At 57.8% G+C, this 16,806-nt stretch carries 16 protein-coding genes; 4 read left to right on the forward strand and 12 right to left on the reverse strand.

From position 1 onward, the window contains the following. Positions 1–22: 22 nt before the first annotated feature. Complete coding sequence (gene mobH / locus CLR69_RS14865) at positions 23–1,840, reverse strand: MobH family relaxase (RefSeq protein WP_129712346.1); 1,818 nt, start codon at positions 1,838–1,840, stop codon at positions 23–25. A 305-nt stretch (positions 1,841–2,145) separates the two neighbouring features. Between mobH and CLR69_RS14870 the strand changes: the two genes are divergently transcribed. Beyond that, positions 2,146–3,114, forward strand: coding sequence for a hypothetical protein (locus tag CLR69_RS14870; RefSeq protein WP_129712344.1), 969 nt, complete (start codon positions 2,146–2,148; stop codon positions 3,112–3,114). Between the two features lie 202 nt (positions 3,115–3,316). Further along, entirely contained in the window at positions 3,317–3,688 is a 372-nt protein-coding gene (locus CLR69_RS14875) for a DUF3742 family protein (RefSeq protein WP_044203077.1), read from the forward strand. 26 nt (positions 3,689–3,714) lie between these two features. Here CLR69_RS14875 and CLR69_RS14880 read toward each other — a convergent pair whose 3' ends face one another. Genes CLR69_RS14880 through CLR69_RS14900 form a run of 5 tightly spaced genes read right to left on the reverse strand, consistent with a single transcriptional unit; the run spans position 3,715 to position 8,356 of the window. Next, positions 3,715–5,223, reverse strand: coding sequence for a conjugal transfer protein TraG N-terminal domain-containing protein (locus CLR69_RS14880; protein ID WP_129712343.1), 1,509 nt, complete (start codon positions 5,221–5,223; stop codon positions 3,715–3,717). A gap of 11 nt (positions 5,224–5,234) precedes the next feature. Then, positions 5,235–5,585 carry a hypothetical protein gene (locus CLR69_RS14885; RefSeq protein ID WP_129712341.1) on the reverse strand — a complete coding sequence of 117 codons (351 nt, stop codon included), beginning with the start codon at positions 5,583–5,585 and terminating at the stop codon, positions 5,235–5,237. Next, positions 5,582–6,985 (reverse strand): integrating conjugative element protein, encoded by a 1,404-nt coding sequence (locus CLR69_RS14890; RefSeq protein ID WP_433919140.1) that lies wholly within the window; start codon positions 6,983–6,985, stop codon positions 5,582–5,584. The genes CLR69_RS14885 and CLR69_RS14890 overlap by 4 nt, the downstream gene beginning before the upstream one ends. 4 nt (positions 6,986–6,989) lie before the next feature. Further along, entirely contained in the window at positions 6,990–7,925 is a 936-nt protein-coding gene (locus CLR69_RS14895) for a TIGR03756 family integrating conjugative element protein (protein WP_129712337.1), read from the reverse strand. Next, a complete protein-coding gene (locus CLR69_RS14900; protein WP_129712336.1) occupies positions 7,922–8,356 on the reverse strand; it encodes a TIGR03757 family integrating conjugative element protein in 435 nt (144 codons plus the stop codon). The genes CLR69_RS14895 and CLR69_RS14900 overlap by 4 nt, the downstream gene beginning before the upstream one ends. Positions 8,357–8,532: 176 nt before the next feature. Here CLR69_RS14900 and CLR69_RS14905 point away from each other — a divergent pair, with 176 nt between their 5' ends. Both CLR69_RS14905 and CLR69_RS14910 read left to right on the forward strand, forming a co-directional pair. Continuing rightward, positions 8,533–9,144 (forward strand): DUF6088 family protein, encoded by a 612-nt coding sequence (locus CLR69_RS14905; RefSeq protein ID WP_129712335.1) that lies wholly within the window; start codon positions 8,533–8,535, stop codon positions 9,142–9,144. Continuing rightward, positions 9,137–10,156 (forward strand): nucleotidyl transferase AbiEii/AbiGii toxin family protein, encoded by a 1,020-nt coding sequence (locus tag CLR69_RS14910; RefSeq protein ID WP_129712334.1) that lies wholly within the window; start codon positions 9,137–9,139, stop codon positions 10,154–10,156. The genes CLR69_RS14905 and CLR69_RS14910 overlap by 8 nt, the downstream gene beginning before the upstream one ends. On the opposite strand, the gene CLR69_RS14915 is transcribed toward CLR69_RS14910, so the two are convergent. The 6 genes from CLR69_RS14915 to CLR69_RS14940 are packed head-to-tail and all read right to left on the reverse strand — an operon-like array spanning position 10,157 to position 16,797. Further along, positions 10,157–13,009, reverse strand: a complete 2,853-nt coding sequence (locus CLR69_RS14915; RefSeq protein ID WP_129712333.1) for a conjugative transfer ATPase — start codon at positions 13,007–13,009, stop codon at positions 10,157–10,159. Next, positions 13,009–13,446: a TIGR03751 family conjugal transfer lipoprotein gene (locus CLR69_RS14920; protein WP_129712332.1), complete on the reverse strand. Its 438-nt coding sequence runs from the start codon at positions 13,444–13,446 to the stop codon at positions 13,009–13,011. Before CLR69_RS14920 ends, CLR69_RS14915 begins: the two co-directional genes overlap by 1 nt. Next, positions 13,427–14,833, reverse strand: a complete 1,407-nt coding sequence (locus CLR69_RS14925; protein ID WP_129712331.1) for a TIGR03752 family integrating conjugative element protein — start codon at positions 14,831–14,833, stop codon at positions 13,427–13,429. Before CLR69_RS14925 ends, CLR69_RS14920 begins: the two co-directional genes overlap by 20 nt. Next, positions 14,823–15,725, reverse strand: coding sequence for a TIGR03749 family integrating conjugative element protein (locus tag CLR69_RS14930; RefSeq protein WP_129712330.1), 903 nt, complete (start codon positions 15,723–15,725; stop codon positions 14,823–14,825). Before CLR69_RS14930 ends, CLR69_RS14925 begins: the two co-directional genes overlap by 11 nt. Further along, the gene (locus CLR69_RS14935) at positions 15,722–16,402 is read right to left on the reverse strand and encodes a PFL_4703 family integrating conjugative element protein (protein WP_129712329.1); all 681 of its coding nucleotides are present in this window, start codon (positions 16,400–16,402) and stop codon (positions 15,722–15,724) included. Before CLR69_RS14935 ends, CLR69_RS14930 begins: the two co-directional genes overlap by 4 nt. Next, entirely contained in the window at positions 16,399–16,797 is a 399-nt protein-coding gene (locus CLR69_RS14940; protein ID WP_129712328.1) for a TIGR03750 family conjugal transfer protein, read from the reverse strand. Before CLR69_RS14940 ends, CLR69_RS14935 begins: the two co-directional genes overlap by 4 nt. Positions 16,798–16,806: the final 9 nt, after the last annotated feature.

The following is a 16,806-nucleotide window of genomic DNA, read 5'->3' on the forward strand; positions in this document are numbered from 1 at the left end:
AGCGTTGTGCTGGATTGCATGATTAAGCTGACTTGTTCTCCAGAAGCGTTAGGTATGGATTATTGGGCGGTTGCTCCGAGAAGATGCTCGACGGCTCTGTGAGTAAGTAACCGTGCAACCGCCGAGTCTTTCTTGGCCCGGTCACCTGGCATGTCCAGATGTTCAGCCCGCAGGGCTGTTTGCGATGCACCTGCTGCTTCTCGAAGCGCTTTTGAATCCACTGCCAATCCTGTAATCCCTCTTGTTTTGCCTGGGTGGCAATTGTCGGGTGCTCCTGCGCATAGCGCTGGAAAATCCCAGGACTGACAAGATAGACCGTATCGTCCACGGTATGCACCATCGCTTTGGCGTCGTTGATGATGAGTTTGCGTGATTGAACACCATCCCTCAGCCAGACCATGAAGTGTTCGCTCGAAAGCGGTTTGGCTGGTTCGGGTTGGGATGGCGTATCCGAGGCCTGTGTCGGTACGGGGTCATCCGTGTCATCAGGTGGCGAGGATGCGGGTTGTGTAGCGCTGGATGCACTGGCAGACGGTGCAGTGCTGGGCGCTTCGGCTGGCATCAGCATTGCGAGCATGTCTTCCATGACATCGTGTGGTGCCGTGGGGGACTGCGCTGTTGCAAGAACGGGGGGAACGGGAGAGGCAGATACGGCGGGCTCAGAGACGGGAGGCATCACGTCGCTGCTATCGATGGAACTGATATCGATCGTTACCGTTCCTGTGAAAGGATCTGGACGTTCGGACGCTTCCCAGATCAATGCCGGAGAAAGCTTCAATAGCGTGAAGCTGTGAGACCAGCCGGATGCGCTGCTGATGGTGGCTTTCCAGATGGCCTTGCCATCCAGTGTAGGCTGCAGTACGCCATGCTCCTGCAACACGTTGAACACAGCCGTGTTATTGGATGGAATGCCTTCGATCCCCTGTGACAGCAGATGGGCACGCAGTTTGTCAGAGACGGTCTTGCTGACCAGCCACAGTGTGTCCTCTGTCAGCCAGCCATCCGAGGCCTGGGGCTGGTTGATTTTCAATTCCTCTTTGAGCAGGTAACGCAACCCGTCGAGTAGCTTGCGCTGTAGCGCCTGTTTGGGGGCCGCCAGGATGACGCGGTTGGGATTTCCGCCCAGTTCCTGCGCCACCGAAGCTCGATCGGCCTGGATGACGAGTTCGCCCAGCATACCGGCGTGTTCGTATTGGCCGGCGAGCACATACAGCAGCGAAGTCCAGAGGGCAGGGTAGCTGCTGAGCCAGTCGAGGATGTGGTTATCGAGTATTTGCCGGTAGAGCAAGCCTGTGGCAGCGCCATGAAGGCGATATTCACGGTCATCCCGGTAACGAAAGCGGTAGGGTTGTGTCAGCGGCCCATGCCAGGGGTGCCAGAGGCTGCCATCCTCATGCTCGATATGCAGATCAACGGCAATCTTGCCGATGTCGTGGAGCAGGGCTGCATAAGCGATGGCCGCAGTCCAGGCTTCTGATTGAGCAGCTTGATCTTCCGGAGGTGCGCCTGCCGGCAGCAGGTGGGACTGTCGCAGTTTCAATGCAAAGGCGACGATCTCAAGTCCGTGATCGAGCATGCCGCCATGGTAAGCATGATGATGCGTTTCAGAGGCGGGAAACAACTGTACCAGCTCTGCGTAGCGCTCCAGAGGCCTGCGGTAAAGTGTAGTGAATTGCTTGCGAGAGAGTGAGGTGCGCTGCCAGATATGCTCCAGCAGTTTTTGCCGACGAGGTGTGGTCAGCAAGGACGCCACGGGTTTTGGCTGGTGCAGCCCTTTTTCTGGCATGACAGGATCTGGCTGGGGTGGCGTGGGCTTTTTTCGCTGGAACAGAGTAAACATTGTGATGCCTCAAGTGCGGGGTAAACGGGCCTTTTCCTTTTCTGGGTAGGGCCTTTCCCCTTGACCCCATTCCATTGCCTTTTATGGGTTTTACCCTTGTTGGTGCCTTTTGATATAGCGTTGTTTGTCAGTGCCATCGAGTATCAATGCGGCAGGGGGGAGTTCTTTTTGTGTTGGGAATGGATAATGCTATGAAGGATTGATATTGCAGGTGAAAATATCATTATGTAATTCTTTCGGCCTGCAGAGGTAGCGTAACTTTCTTCAGGCGAATAACGATTTGGTAGAGTTGGCTGGAAGTAAAAATGAAGAACGACATTGAACGCGATATCAGCAGTATCAGGCAGGAGTTGACGGGTTCAGAATTAGATCTGTCACGGCAAACAAATCGCTCCTTGAAATATTATGTGAGGGGTATTTATAACGATTTAGTGAAATGGAAGTTTACACGCCAATGTGAACAAGAAAAATCACAGCAAAATCTTGAAGTGGCGCTTGGTGTAATTGGTTTCATTGGAGTAATGCTGGCGATTTTCCGCTCAGCGGGAAGTGATATCGATTGGGTTCGAGAACATACCCTGTCATTCCGGTTATGGGGCGTTGCCTTGTGCGCCATTTTTGTTGGTGTATCTCTGGAACGGTTGTCTCTGGTGAGTTCTCTGTGGCGTTTTACTGTCACGAAGGTGTTGCTATCAATTGTACTGTCGGGGCTGGTGATCTATGCACGTGGTCAGGCAGGTATCTATGTCAATGATGTGTTTCATGTTGATGCGTCGGCTTTACCTATTACCCTGTTGTTTACAACCGGCCTTATGGTATTCAAATTGCTTTTGCCGTTTATAATTGTTGCGGCTATAGCTATGTTTTTGTTTAATTTTTTACTTCTGGGGGCTTGGGTCAAAAATAAGTTTAATGGCGGAGATTCAGATTTGCCATTTCTTTACCCCGCTCTTTGCGTGTTTGTTTCATCCGTCCTTCTTTATCATGGATGGTTATGGTCCAGTGCTCAATTAAGCGATAATCGGGTATCTGAAAAAGTCTATCTGTTGGCTCATGCGCTGGATTTTAATAAATCGCATCAATGTGCCAATATTCCAGTGGATCGGCCAGTGATTTTTCTTGGGAATGCTCAGGACGCAGTACTGGTGGCTCCATATCAACTGGAAGACTTTGACTTTGCCACGTTCTTTGAGGCCTCGGTAAATGTTCCCCAGCAATTTATGCGGATGCGATGTGAATATAAGCCGGCACAAACGTTTCCAGAAGGGTGGTGATTGGTACACATTTTGTTCCCGATTAGTTTATGTGCTGTTCAGAGCAATAAGCGGGATAGGCGATCTTCGACAGTTGGATATTTGATGTATGGTATTTCTGCTCTAAGATAAGTAGATAAGGCGATTTCCGTAACAACATCGTGTATCAATCGCTGTAAGGTGGACTTCCGGTACAAGCGGGTAACGCAGGAAAATGATGACCATGAATAGCACGAGCCATAACAGTATTGCAGAACGCTTTGGCCGTTGGCTCGGCAGAGGCTGGCGTGGCTATGTGCGTTGTGAGCAACAGATATCGAGTTGGTTTGTCGATCAGGGGATGCCCGTTAAGGGAGCGTTTGCCCTGTTGTGGATTGCCAAACTGGCTCTTCTGGGACTATTGCTTTATGTGGCGTTCTGGTTGGCCCTTTTGCTGATAGGTCTCTTGCTTGTTGCACAGAGCCGTGGCAACAGAGAGCATGACGATTTGCAGCCAAGCATGGAGTTACGTCATGGTGAGGCTGGATTTGGGTTGTACTCATCGGATGGTCATCGAATTGATCCCCATGACCCCAATGATCCGTACGATGATTGATGGCCGTCCGTAAAAGCTTTGAGCCATCAGTGCATCGCTTTGTTTACGCCTGATGCTGTGCTGTCTTTTGCACCTTTACTGCTGGTTCCTAGATTCTGTGCAATTGCCCCCGCCTTTACACCAGCCCATCCCAAAGCTGCAATCCAGAAAGTTGGAAGAACCAGAAACATGGTTCCCATAACGAAGTTCAGCAACATGTCGCCGAAGGTATTGTTCATGCCCATAAGCGGATCAACATTGTTGTGTGGCCGATTCCAACCCCATCCCCATCCGTAAAGTGCATCGAGGATCGTACTGTCGAGCCAGCGTGCGAGCTGGAACCAGAAATCCACAAAGAACAGCGCAAACTGCACGATGCTGAGCATGACAACGGTCTTCAGGTCATAGGTGCCTACCAGGAGTACCAGAGGGATACAGATCACCAGTGCCATCTTCAGTAGTGCAAGCACCATCGGCAGTGCCTGGCGCACGACGTCCAATGCCGGGAATGCGGCGATCCCTCCAATGGTCATGCCGATGTCGCCTGCAGCACGTGTGACGATATTCGGTAAGGTTTTGTCGATTTGACCGCCATAATCGGTGTAGACACTGCCTTGGTTGAGTTTCTGCTGGCGGGGGGAAGCAAGCGCCCTGATGACTGAGTCATCCACCTCTGCACGGCTGATGAATCCTGCCCAGTTGGCGATGCGACTAAGTAGGCTGGGGTCGACCTGTGCCAGCAGGCGCGCACGCAAGCCGTTGCCACCATCGCTCCACCACTGGCGGCAACTGGGGTAGCCCGCCCCGCTTGGCACCTGAGCCAGTCCGGCGTCACGAGTGCTGTCATAAGCCCAGCCCTCACGTGGTGTCTTGGCGCGGTAGGTGTCGTAGAAGCCCCCGGTGCTGACAAAATAGGTCGAGCCGATCCAGGTCACGTCGTGCATTTGTGCTTCATCAAGATCAGGACGATTCATGAACAGTTTGGCGCGTGCAGGGCCGTAGCAGTCGTGGGTAAAGTCTGCGACCTCCTGAGCCAGTACGGGATCGTCAATACGGGTGGCATTGATCTCCATCCGCATTTGTCGCAGGTCGGTGCCGCATGGGATAGCCGCCACTGATGCTCCAGTGATCGCGCGTGAGAGCGCATGCATGAAGGCCCACCATACTGGCACTTTTGCACTCTGGTTGTTGAGGGTGCTGAAGGATTGTGACCAGCCTGTGTCTTCGGGCTGTGGCTCGCTGATCTGGCACTGTGCCGAACGCGCCTGATCGTACCTGATTGTGTTGAGGTCAACATCAATGAACGGAATACCGGCGAACATCACCACCACTATCGCTACCCATACCCGGTTTTCAATGCGCATTGAAGACAGGACGCCCTTGTTGCCTTCGTCAGCACCCTCGGTACGGGATCTCAGCCATTCGTCGATGATGATGGCCACGAAGGGGAGGACGAACACGCCGCTGGAAACCAATACCGCCCAAATGCCGTTGTGGACGACCCAGCTCACCAGGGTCAGGTAATACTCCAGATAATCGGTGGTGAAAAGCGTCATGGTCATATCCCCTATACGTCCTGCACTAACAGGCTGAATTCCAGTACCAGCAGTGCGGCGATACCGGAAACTTCGGCACGAATGAGCCTGCGCCGGGCATCGGGGCTGGTATCGCGCAGGAGCAGGCGGCGGCGCATCCACAGCCAGCCATAAACGGTGGCACCGTACAGGCACACGCGCCACAACAGGAAATAGCTGGCAGCATCAGCCAGCCAGTGTTCCCAGCCAGCGATGCTGCCAGCAAAGTAGATGCCCAGGACGTTGGCTGTGACGGTGATGACCAGCAATAGCACCGTCCACAGGAGGACTCTGGCGGTACGCCAACTGAGCAGACGGTGTGAGCGCAGCCAGGCAAGACTCATGGCGTGCCTCCGGGGCTGGGACGCTGCAACTGGTCAAGACGGTTGGGTACGGGATCACCTTCATAAATGCCACGTGAGCCGGCTGCACGTGCGCTGTGGCGCTGGATGATGGCCATCGGCGAGTTGTTGGCAAGTTCGCGGCGCAGTTCAAGCTCGGTTTTGAGATTGAGGATCTCGCGGTCAAGCGTGTTGCTTTCCTGATCGACGGCGGCGACTGCCAATTGGTTGGCGGCGACGTTTGGCTCTTTCCTGCCGGTCAGTAGCGTACGTTGCAGCAGCAGGGCTTTTTCCAGTACCGATGCCAGCGCGGCTTCGGAGGCCAGGCGTCGGGCCAGAATGTCTTGATCAGGTTCGTCACGCAGTGCCTCGATGACGCTGCGGGTGATCGGTAGTGAGGCACTGCCTGCTTCGCGAAGGTTCTCGAACGTGGTATTGCGGGTTCCGTTGACCAGCGCCTGCAGGGCTTCCAGCTTGGTGTCGTATTCGTCCTGGATGACTGGGGTCAGCCCGACGCCTGGTACGGTCTCGGTCTTGGTGCAGCCTTCGCAGGTACGCTGTTCCTGCTCGCCCAACACGCGGGTGGCAAAGTCGATGGCCTGCTGTGGTGATGCCCAGGTCTGGCAGGACAGGCTTTGGCAATTTGCCGTGTCGATGGATGAGGTGTCTGCCACATTGCGACCATTGACCAGGTTGTAACCTGCACGGGTGACATCGCTGACGACCTTGATTGACCGTTGACCGGCTCCACCGGCATTGCTGCCACCGACCCACGGCACCCCGTCGTTGCCCCGGTTTTTTTCAGCCTGTTCAATAGCCGAGACGGCATCGGTGCTGGAGACCGCCTGACGCAGCGCCATGCCTTGGGCAATCTGGTCCCAGCCGAGCTGGCCACCTGCGGTGTCTGCCATGCGCTCAGCCATCGCCTGGCAGGAGAGTTTGGAGCGGTCAAAGTCGAGTCGAGCCTGCAGAACGCCATTGGTCAGCAGGTTGTAGAGCCCCGGGTCGGCCCGCTGGATGATGAGCGCGGGCAATGAGGCGACCGCGCTGGTGGCGTTCTGGATCACGTTGCTCATGATGTTCTGGAAGCCGTTGGTCAGCCCGTTGAGCTGATTCTGGATTGTGGTACTGATGTTCATGTCGCCGCAGATCAGGTTGCTGTTCCAACCCACACCGACACCAATCGAGCGCATGCCGGCCGCACCGCTCATCGACACGGCGTTACCGCCGCCGATGGAGTACATCACCTCATCGCCAATGACGGCACCGCTGTTCTGGAAGCCTCCGTTCTGTGCCTGCGCCAGGCCACAGTTCAGAGCCAGTACGGCAACCAATAGTGCGGGTTGCCGCAGGCGTGGCGCAGGAATGGAAAACGCTTTCGGGTCGAGCCGTTTCATCATCATGTCCTCAGTTGAAGTCCACACTGCCAAGAAAGGTCTGTCCGCGTCGTTGGCAGCAGCTATAGGGTCGCCAGAGTGCCCAGACGTAATCGCCTTGCTGTGCCTGAACCAGGGGTTCTTTATGCGGGAAGACCGCGCAGGAGGCAGACAGGCGAGGGGCCAGTTCTTGCCATTTGCCGGTCGAGGCATCGCTTTCCATCAGTGCGCCTGCAGGCCAATAACCGTCGCGTGCGTTGGCGAGCAGGGGGTGGTACACGTGCAGTTGTCCTCGGCGGGTCACGATATCGCCTGCCCGCTGGGCGACCACGGCGCTGGCCTTGTAGCTATCCACTTGATGCAGGAAACCGCCACGTGGATAGACGTTGCCCCACAGGTTCAGTGTGGTGCGTGCACCGATCTCGCGCATACCGGGGATCAGCGCCTCGGGATACACCGCTTCGGGAATGTTGTAGCGCCACGCGATGGTATCGAGTGTGCTCAGCAGGTACGGCATGAAGGCGGTGCCGGCACCGTCGCAGATGTAGCCTGATGACGAGGCAAACTGACTGAATGCCTGGCCGCCAGGGTGGCCGATCACGTCTGCGTTGCGGAAACTGGATAGATTGTTCTCGTTGCCATGGTTGCCGGTGCCGTCACCACCGCTCTGCGCCGTGGTGTTGGGCATACTCATGGCGCGCACTTCAACCCACGGGTTGTCGCCCGTGTTGCTATAGCTCGATACCACGGCGTCGGGAACGTAGTGCCTGACTTTGACGGAGGTGCGTACCGAACAGCCGAACTTGGTGCAAAGCAGCCAGTAGCAGATGCCGGTGACCCGGTATTCCAGGCAATCCGGGGATAGCGATGAGGCGACGATGGTGGCGGTATTGAGGGCGAACGACGAACTGGCAGCCGTAAGCAAAACGGTGGCAATACTGGTGCGCAGGTGGCGTGAGCGTTTCATGGCTGAGTTCTCCTGTGCGTGTTGATGAGTTCAACCGCTCTGGCGATGTCGGGTTCGCCATAAACCACATACCGTTGATCAACGATAACGGCGGGCAGGGTGGTGATGCCCAGACTCCAGGCATCGACAACGTCCTGATAGGCTTCGTTGATGCGTTGCTGCAGGGCTGTGCCGCCTTCTCTCAGGCGTTGTTGCACGATGATGGCGGCGCGGGCGGGGTCTTGGGGGAGGTTGGCGGCCAGCTCGGCTTCGATGAGGGAGGGGCGATCCAGTTCGATGAGCCGGGTATTGCCCAGGTTTTGCATCGGGTGCCGGGTGTCAGTGACGGCCAGTACCTCTGTGGCCTGTGCGGGCGAAGCCAGCAACACAATGAGAAAGCCAGCGGCAATCGTATGCCGCCAGAGGGGAGAAGTGATAGCAGGAGACAGCATATCGGAGCACCACGAAATTGATCATGGCGGTAGTCCACTCCAATCTGCGTCAGGAAACGACAAACAATCGGGAAGCGGTGAGCTCCGGTTTTTGGATGAATCTGCTATGGGCTGGTCTTGCGCTTCTTGTGGTGTGTTAGATTTTTTTATAGAATATCTAACAAAAGGAGGCCGCTATGAGCACAGCCCAAGCTATTCGAGAACGTATCTCCACCCTGGTAGTCGGAGAGCCTTTCACGCCCGCGATCTTTGCCGGGATGGGGTCGCGTGCGGCTATTGATCAGACGTTGATGCGGCTTACCAAGGCAGGCAGTATTGAGCGTATAGGCCATGGGCTGTACGTCGTGCCCAAGGTTGGTCGCTTTGGCATCAAAGCGTTGCCCGCACCTGAGCAGGTCGCGCAGACATTGGCTGAAGCGGAAGGTGCGACGATTGAGATCCATGGTGCCGAGGCTGCACGGCGTTTCGGCTTCTCCACGCAGATGCCAGCGCAATCCGTGTTCTACACCAGTGGTTCGTCACGGGCGATCCGGTTAGGAAAAATGACTGTCCGTTTACAGCATGTCGCATCGCGCAAGCTGGTATTGGCTGGCCGACCCGCCGGTCAGGCGCTGTCGGCGCTCTGGTATCTGGGGCGTCATCAGGTCACGTCCGGCACATTTCGGCGTATTGCACAAAAGTTGGCTCCGACTGAATTTCAGGCACTGTGTTCTGCCAAGGCGTCGATGCCTGCATGGATGCTGGACGCATTGAGTGGCTATGAACGCAGCGAGGAAAAGTATGTCTGATAAGTCAGTTGTATCCTATTTTGATTTGCCGTCAGTTGAGCAGGCCGAATTGCTGAATGGTCTGGCACCAAGGCTGGGGCGTCGCGCTGAAATTTTGGAAAAAGACATCTGGTTGTGCCAGATACTGGGCGTACTTTTTGCGTTACCTTGCTGCAAGCCGATGGCCTTCAAAGGAGGGACGTCTCTGTCGAAGGTCTACCAGGCTATCGAGCGTTTCTCCGAAGATATTGATGTCACCATTGATTATCAAAGCCTGGTGCCGGATGTGCCCGAGCTGGCCACGCTTTCCAGGAGCCAGCAGCGCAAACTGTCTGACACGCTCAGGGATACCTTGGCTGCGCATGTCACCGGGGAACTGGTGCCGGCACTACGTGAGGCATTGCTACGGGTTCTTCCAAATCACGAAATCACGATTGAAATCAGTGATAATGCAGAAGAAATCAGGCTCTATTACCCCAGTGCAGTGGAGAACACTGATCCCTATCTGCGGCCCAGCGTGTTGATTGAGTTCGGCGGCAGAAATGCGACCTTTCCCAAGGATGTGTTGACCATCGTGCCGGACATTGCCAGCGATGTGCCGGAATTGGTATTCCCAACGGCGGAAGTTGCCGTACTGTCGCCGATGCGTACCTTTTGGGAGAAGGCAACGCTCATTCATGTTGAATGCAACCGCCCGGAACTGCGTGATAGCGCTGAGCGGCTGTCGCGGCATTGGTACGATCTGGCGCGGCTTGCTGACCATGATATCGGTCGCCAGGCTTTGGAAGATGTCGCGCTGTTGCGGGATGTGCTGAATATCAAGGAAACCTTCTTTCGCAGCGGCTTCAGCCATTACGAGCGCTGTCTGACAGGGGAACTGCGACTGATCCCAGATGCCGCGCTGCTTGATGCGTTGAGACAGGATTATCAGGCGATGCTGAACGCCCAGATGTTCTATGGTGAGATCCTGCCGTTTGATGACATTGTGGAACGACTGACCCGCCTGGAACAGCAGATCAATCAGCCCCGCTGATTACCTTTGCGCCATGGGCGTGATGCCACGCGCATGGTCAATCGTTTCGGCCACTTTGAGTGCGGCATCCAACTCGCCAATGCCGAACTGCTGCATCAGTTGGTAGCGTTCGGCTTTTTCCTCGGGCTCGGTCTGCGCCAGGGCGAGATAGAGGCTGGGCGGTACGGCACGGAAGAGCAGTTCCAGGTTCTTGGAGAGGATGACGCCTTCGGTGAACTTGCCAGACTCTTTGCGTGCGGACAGCATCAGCGCCTTCTGCGCGGGTGTCAGCTCCCTGAACCTGGCGATTTTTTCCACCTCGTCGGGTGGCATCGACAGGCAAATCCACCATTCGATCATGTTGAGCATGGGTTCTGCGGCCTTCGGCAGGTCGTCGATGTTCTGTGTCGCGAGCCAAAACCACGCCCCCAACTTGCGCCACATTTTCGTGACCTTCACGACGTAGGGCGAGAGCAAGGGGTTTTTGGTGATGATATGGCCTTCATCCGTGACGTTGAGGATGGGGCGTCCCAGGAATTGGTCGCGCTCGGCGATGTTGTTGACGGTGTTGATAAGCGAGATATAGGCGATCGACAGTTGTGCGTTGTAGCCTTCGCGTGCATAGGTCGCCAGGTCGACTAGGGTGATGTCGGCCTCGGGCCAGGGCGTTCCGTCACGGTCAAACATTTCTCCATCGCTGCCCTGGCAAAACATATCCATCGCGTCGGCCATCTCCAGTAGGCGAACGCGCCGGATTTCCGGCAGCGTGGTGTCATGACCTCGCTCGCGCAGTGCATCGCGTACATCACGGGTCAGCACGGTACGGTTGGCAGTGACGCAGCGCTGAGCCGCGTCCAGAATGCATTGGCGGATCAACGAGCGGTCAGCCCGGGTCATGCGGGCTTCTTCCTTGTCCTCACCCCCCGTGATCATCAGGCGTGCCGTGATCTCCAGTTCGCCCAGCACATCGCGCTGTTCGTCAGCCTCGGCTTCCTTGTTCTGCTGTTCATCATTATCCAGCTCATCGGCATCAAGTGTCTGTACATCGCTGGGTGTTTCGATGAGTCTGCGGGCATCGGCGAACGGTGCGAGACTCACGCCAGATCCGGGAGCGAGTTTGATCCGGTTGACGGTCAGGCCTAAGCGCCGGGCGAATTCGCAGTACAGACCGAAGGAGTTGCCGGCCTCCACAATGAAGATGCGTGGACGATAGATGGCGGTGACTTGATTGAGCAGGTTGTTGAGGGTGGCGCTTTTGCCCGAACCTGTGGGGCCGAACAGGAAAAGGTGCGCGTTCATCTGCCGATCCAGGCGGTTGAAGGGGTCGAACGTGATCAGGCCGCCTCCACGATTGAAGACGGTGATGCCTGGATGGCCTGTACCCTGGCTACGTCCCCAGGTTGGCGAGAGGTTGGCCACATGCTGGGCGAACATCAATTGCGTGTACCACTGTTTGCGGTCTTGGGCTGGGTTGTACATACACGGCAGCCAGCGCAGATAGGTGTTGAGCGGGGCGACTTCACCCTCTTCGCGCACCGGTTGCAGGCCTGCGCCCAGCATCACGTTTGCCAGTTGAAGGCCCCGGCTGTCGAGTTCCGTTTCATTCCGGCCACGCAAATAGAACGCCAGGCTGGCGCGGTACAGCTTGTGAGAGCTGCCGATCAGCGAGCGTGCCTCTTGCACGTCTGCCAGGGTTTGTTCGGACGCTAGCGTCTCGCCAACGGCTTTCTTTGCCAGATGATTCAGATGTGCTTCGAGTACATCCTGCGGTGTGGCAACCAGTGTCAGGCACATCATTGTGTCTTCCGGCATCTGGTCGAACAGGGTGTTGATGGCGTCTCCCTTGCGATTCTCGCCCGTCATGTGACCCACGTTGGGTGGTGTGCGCAGGCGGTCGGTCATCATCACCCGATGCGGCATCCCATCAAAGTGCCACACGCCCCGGGTCGCATCTGAGCGTGGCTGGCCGAAGAACAGTCTCTGACTGAAATCTCGCCCGGAGGCCAGCTCGATTCCATCGGCGTCGTGAGTGTCCGGGTAGGCGGTTAACTGGTAGAAACGTTCGCGATCTTCGGCGCTGGGTCCCAGCAGCGTGGGCTGTGGGTTGAACCAGCGCAGCAGCCAGTCGTGGATGTGCTGCGCGTTCAGGCGCTGGGTGCGGATGCCGGCGTTGGCCAGACCACCGCTCAGGCGATCACAAACCACATTCAAAGCCTGCTCTGGCGTCTGGCCGCGTCGGGCTGTGCTGCCAGTGGTGCGGCGATAGACCACCATGCGTACCCGTCGTGTTTGTCCGCGCCAGGGCAGTCGCGTGACTGTGGCATCCTCGAACAGGCCTCCCGGTTTTGCTACTGCGCGCAGGTGATGGGCCATTGAATGCAGATAGAACTCGGTAAAGCGTGAGTGCTGCGCACGTGACTGGATGTAGCCATGCAGGGTCTGCAGATACGAGTCAAAGTTGGTCTCGTCCTGAGCGTAGAGTTGCAGTACCCAGGGGTTGTCGTCGAACTCGTCGAAGCTGTCCTGCAGCGCGTTCTCCAGCGCATCCCGTGCCTGAGCCAGCCAGGCTGGCTCGCGGCCTTCTGTGCCCAGCGGGGTCAGCTCGAAGAATGCGGCAACCGAGATACCATCTTCCAACAGCATACTTTGCGATTCGGGCAGGTATTCGACCCAGGGCAGCAACGCGACGAACGATGGCGCAACCTCGTACAAGGCCTGCTCATCCGCCTGCGTGGCGGGGCGGTTCCCCCTCACTGCGGCACCGGGTTCGGGAATGCCAGCGTGATGCAATGCATCGGTGTGGCGTTGCCAGCCGTCCGGCTGTTCGTCTTTGGTTGGCACCGTGGGCTTGCGCCAGGGAAGCGACCAGACCATCAGTAATCCTCCGTACGTTCGCCCGGCATCGCGTACTGCACACGCTGGTAGAGGGGGAAGATGGTCGTGTAACCCGGTACAGGAACCGGGTCCGTCCCCGCCAGATGCGGGAGCACGTACATCAGCAGGTCGGGGTTGGGCAGTCGCTGAAACTGGCTGCGTACTTCATTGGCGGCGGTACGCGTGTAGTGTGCCTGTTCTGCCGGGGCCGCTCGTACATCCGCATGGCTGAGTGGACGGCGCAAGCTCTGAAGGGCATCGAGCAGTTGTCGATAGGCCATCTGTCCCACTCGGCCACCATTGCTGCTTTCTTGCTGCCAGATCTCCTGCATGGTTTGGCCGCCATGGGGTAACAGGTCTTCTTTGTTCGTGGCGCAGCCGGTCAATGCGATCACGGATAGCATGATTGCCAGCGGTTTAGTCCAGTTCGAGCGCATGGCTTTCTCCTGTGCGATGGTCGACTTTGCGACCTTCAGGCTCGTAGTCGATGGCGAGGGGTTTTTCGAGGTGGACGGCGACATGTGCGCCTGGTTTCACATAGACCGCTGCGAATGCCTGTCCATAGAGCTTGTTGACCCAGTCCGACATGTCGCGCACACCGCCGGCGAGAATACGGCCCACAGCCTCGTTGCCGCTGATGCCCACCGTACCGATGGAGCCGTCGGCACCAGCGTAGGACATCTGACCGCTGTCCGAATCGATGAGTGATGCCGCGCCTGCGCCCGCAGCGGTGATCAGCGCCTGTGTGCCGAGATATTGCTGGGCATTACTGCGGCGCTCGCCGGACACGCACGGGATGCCGTAGGGATCGCTGATCCATCCCAGGCCGTTCTGGTCATTGTTTTGTTGATTACTGCGTTCGCTGTCTTCCGGAATGGTGCGGATGGTGCCGTCATGGAAAACGAAGGTGATGGAGCGAACTTGCCCCCTGACGCATGAGAGTGTCCAGTCGCCGGATGCGGTGCCGCTGAATACCGCTCCTGCCACATCAGGGATATCGATGCCGTTGGCCGTGAGGTTGTCGGAGCCGACCAGAATCTTGAAGGGGTAGGGGTCATTGACGGTGCCATCGATTGGCACGCGACCGATCAGCGCGGTCATCGCGACAGAGCCCATCAGCGTTGAATTGGTCGGTACGGTGTAGACGGTTCTGGCAGTTTTGACGCCAGCAGCCCTGGCTCCCGCATCGGTGATAGGGTTGGCCGTGGTTTCCAGCGTCTTCTGAGCGGGTCCGAAACGTGTCGGAAAGCTCGGCGCAGCGTTGCCATGACGACCCTCAGTCTGCCTGGCATCATCAGGCTCTACCCAGCGGATTGTGGCCTCGTCGCTGAATCCTTCTGCATCCCCGTCTTGCAGGCCGAGGCCGACAGGCAGGTCGTTGTGACCGCCGCTGCCGATGCTGTCCAGCCGCCGTTGCAAATCTGCCAGCAGACCCTCGGTCTTCTGGCGCTCGTTGCTGAGTTGTTCCTGATCGCGGCGCAGGTTGGTTCGCTCAGACTCCAGTGCAGTGCTGATGCGCTGGTCAATGGCGCTTTCGCGCTGGCGCAAACGCTGGTTCTCTTCTCGCTGTGCCCGGTTGTCGGTAGTGGCGGTTTGCAGCTCGGTGCGCAGTTGCCGGACCTGGGCCACCAGGGTCGCGACGGTATCGCGTGGTGTGTCCCCTTCGATGCCCAGCGCCTTCATTTCCTCCGGGGTGAGCTGGCTGTCCGTCTTTGTCGAGGCAGGGGACTGTGTGTCGCCACCAGAGAACATGCGGATGCCAACGAACAGGACCAGCAGTGCGACGGGGATCATCAGCCATTTCAGCAGACCGTTACTGCGCATGCTGCACCTCCGTCGTCGGGTTTGTCGTAGTTTGCACGTGCCTGGCGGGATCGAAGCGTTGGATGGCGGGTAGCAGTGACTGTGATAGCCCATGCTTGCGGGTGACCAGATACAGCACGGTGGTGTCTTCGGGGGTGCCGCGTGGGCCAAGCGTCGGATGCTGGAAAGTGGCGGTGAGGAAGTTGCCCTGAAGTGTGCGCGGGTCAAGTTCGATCCAGCCCCCCTCCATATGGGTCAGCTGCACGGCAGTAACCCACTGGTCTTCCAGTCGCCATGATGCCAGCGCGGTCGCCTGAACAGGCAGCGTCGGCAGTAAGGTGTCGAGTGGCAGGTCGCGGCGCAGGTTCACGCGCACAATGCCGGGTACAGGTTCAACGGTACGCAGTGGTGCGTACAGGTTCTGTGCTGCGTAGCGCGTCAGTACCACGGCTACGGGGGTTTCACGTCGCGCCGGCCTGTCCTGTTCTGTGATGGCGGCGTCGGTTTCGCTGTCCCGTTGCTGGCCGTAGCGCGGTGGCGTGATATTGCCCTCAACGATGCGTACCGGCTCAAGCGCCGGCTCACCGTCTTTGGCGGGGGAGGCTGCAATGTCGAGCAGAATCAGCGTGCCGCTGTCAGCGTCCTGCAACTGCAATCGGGTGGGTTCGATGGACTCACTGGCTCGCAGGTAAATTGCCCCCCCTGCGCTCTGCACGCGCAGCCGATCGCCAACGCTGGCCGGGACGCCGACACGGATGTTGCGATCCACAAACACAATGCGTTCCTGTCCGACCGTAAGGGGAACGGCAAGCGGCAGTCGCTCCCAGCGCAGGATCTCCACGGCATGGGCAACGGGAGTCAGCATCAGGGTCAACAGCCCCAGCCAGATAAGACGGAGAGGGTGGTGCTTCATGGGGTTTCTCCCTGTGTACCCAGACCGCCACGACTCGGTGGCTCCGGTGTGGGGGTTGTGATGCGTTGCGGAGCACCGTCATAGCAGTCGAGCACGAGGCCAAACGGATTACGGGCTGGATCGACATCGGCACGTGCGACTTTCACCGGGTAACGCACCAGGGCGCGTTTGACCTGTTCCGGGCCGTGGTACTCGTCGGCGCTGAGGTCGAGTGTCACCACCCAGTCGCGGTTGGATATTGTGCGCACCCGTGCTGTGGGATTGTCGCCATAGCCGCGCCCTGGGATTTCGTAGACACCGCGTACGCGCTGCCGCAGTTCTCCAGTACTGCGGCGATAGTCGTAATCCGCCTGCAGAAAGGCACGGCATGCTGGGGTGAGGTACGGCGACAATGCATGCAGGTTGCGTGCGTAGTCCTCTTCCCCATTGGTTGGCCAGCGATTGAGTTGCTGGAATACATAGAAGGTGAAAGCGTAGACCGACTCGGGAGGCACCTCCCACCAGGCACGTGCGCTCCCCGAGCGAAGGTCGGGCGGTATGTGAATGGTCAGGTCACGCGGTGCGCTCCACCAACCGGCCCCCATCACCAGTGATACCAGAAGTAATGCACTGGCACCGATACGAAGGGTCTTGATGTGTGCCTGTAGATGTGTGACTTCGTTCTTGAATCGGCTCATCGCGTTGTCCTTCTATTCGACCAGAAGCCTGAGTGCGTGATCAGCCGGTGTCCGCCGACCCAGCCTGTGAGCAGCGGATAGCGGGTCGTGATGTGCCATTGCAACTGGCGGTACAACCAGGTGTCGGGGCGACCGCGCTTCTGTCGTCGCAGGAAGCCGCCACCAACGAACACGCCGCAGGCGATGCCCAGCACAATGCAGGTCGGTGCCAGAGCGATGGTTGAAAGTAGCCAGGACAGCGGGATGCCGATGAGCAACCCGGCGCTACCGGACAGGCCACAGCAGATCCACAGCTCATCGGCTGTCAGACCGCGCACCACCACCGGATGCCGATTGAGCCGATGCGGCAGGAACGTGACGGTGCCGTCTGCGCGGATATGAGGATGCGCTGACATGTCCAGCCC

The sequence above is a fragment of the Pectobacterium zantedeschiae genome, assembly GCF_004137795.1.
Taxonomy (GTDB): domain Bacteria; phylum Pseudomonadota; class Gammaproteobacteria; order Enterobacterales; family Enterobacteriaceae; genus Pectobacterium; species Pectobacterium zantedeschiae.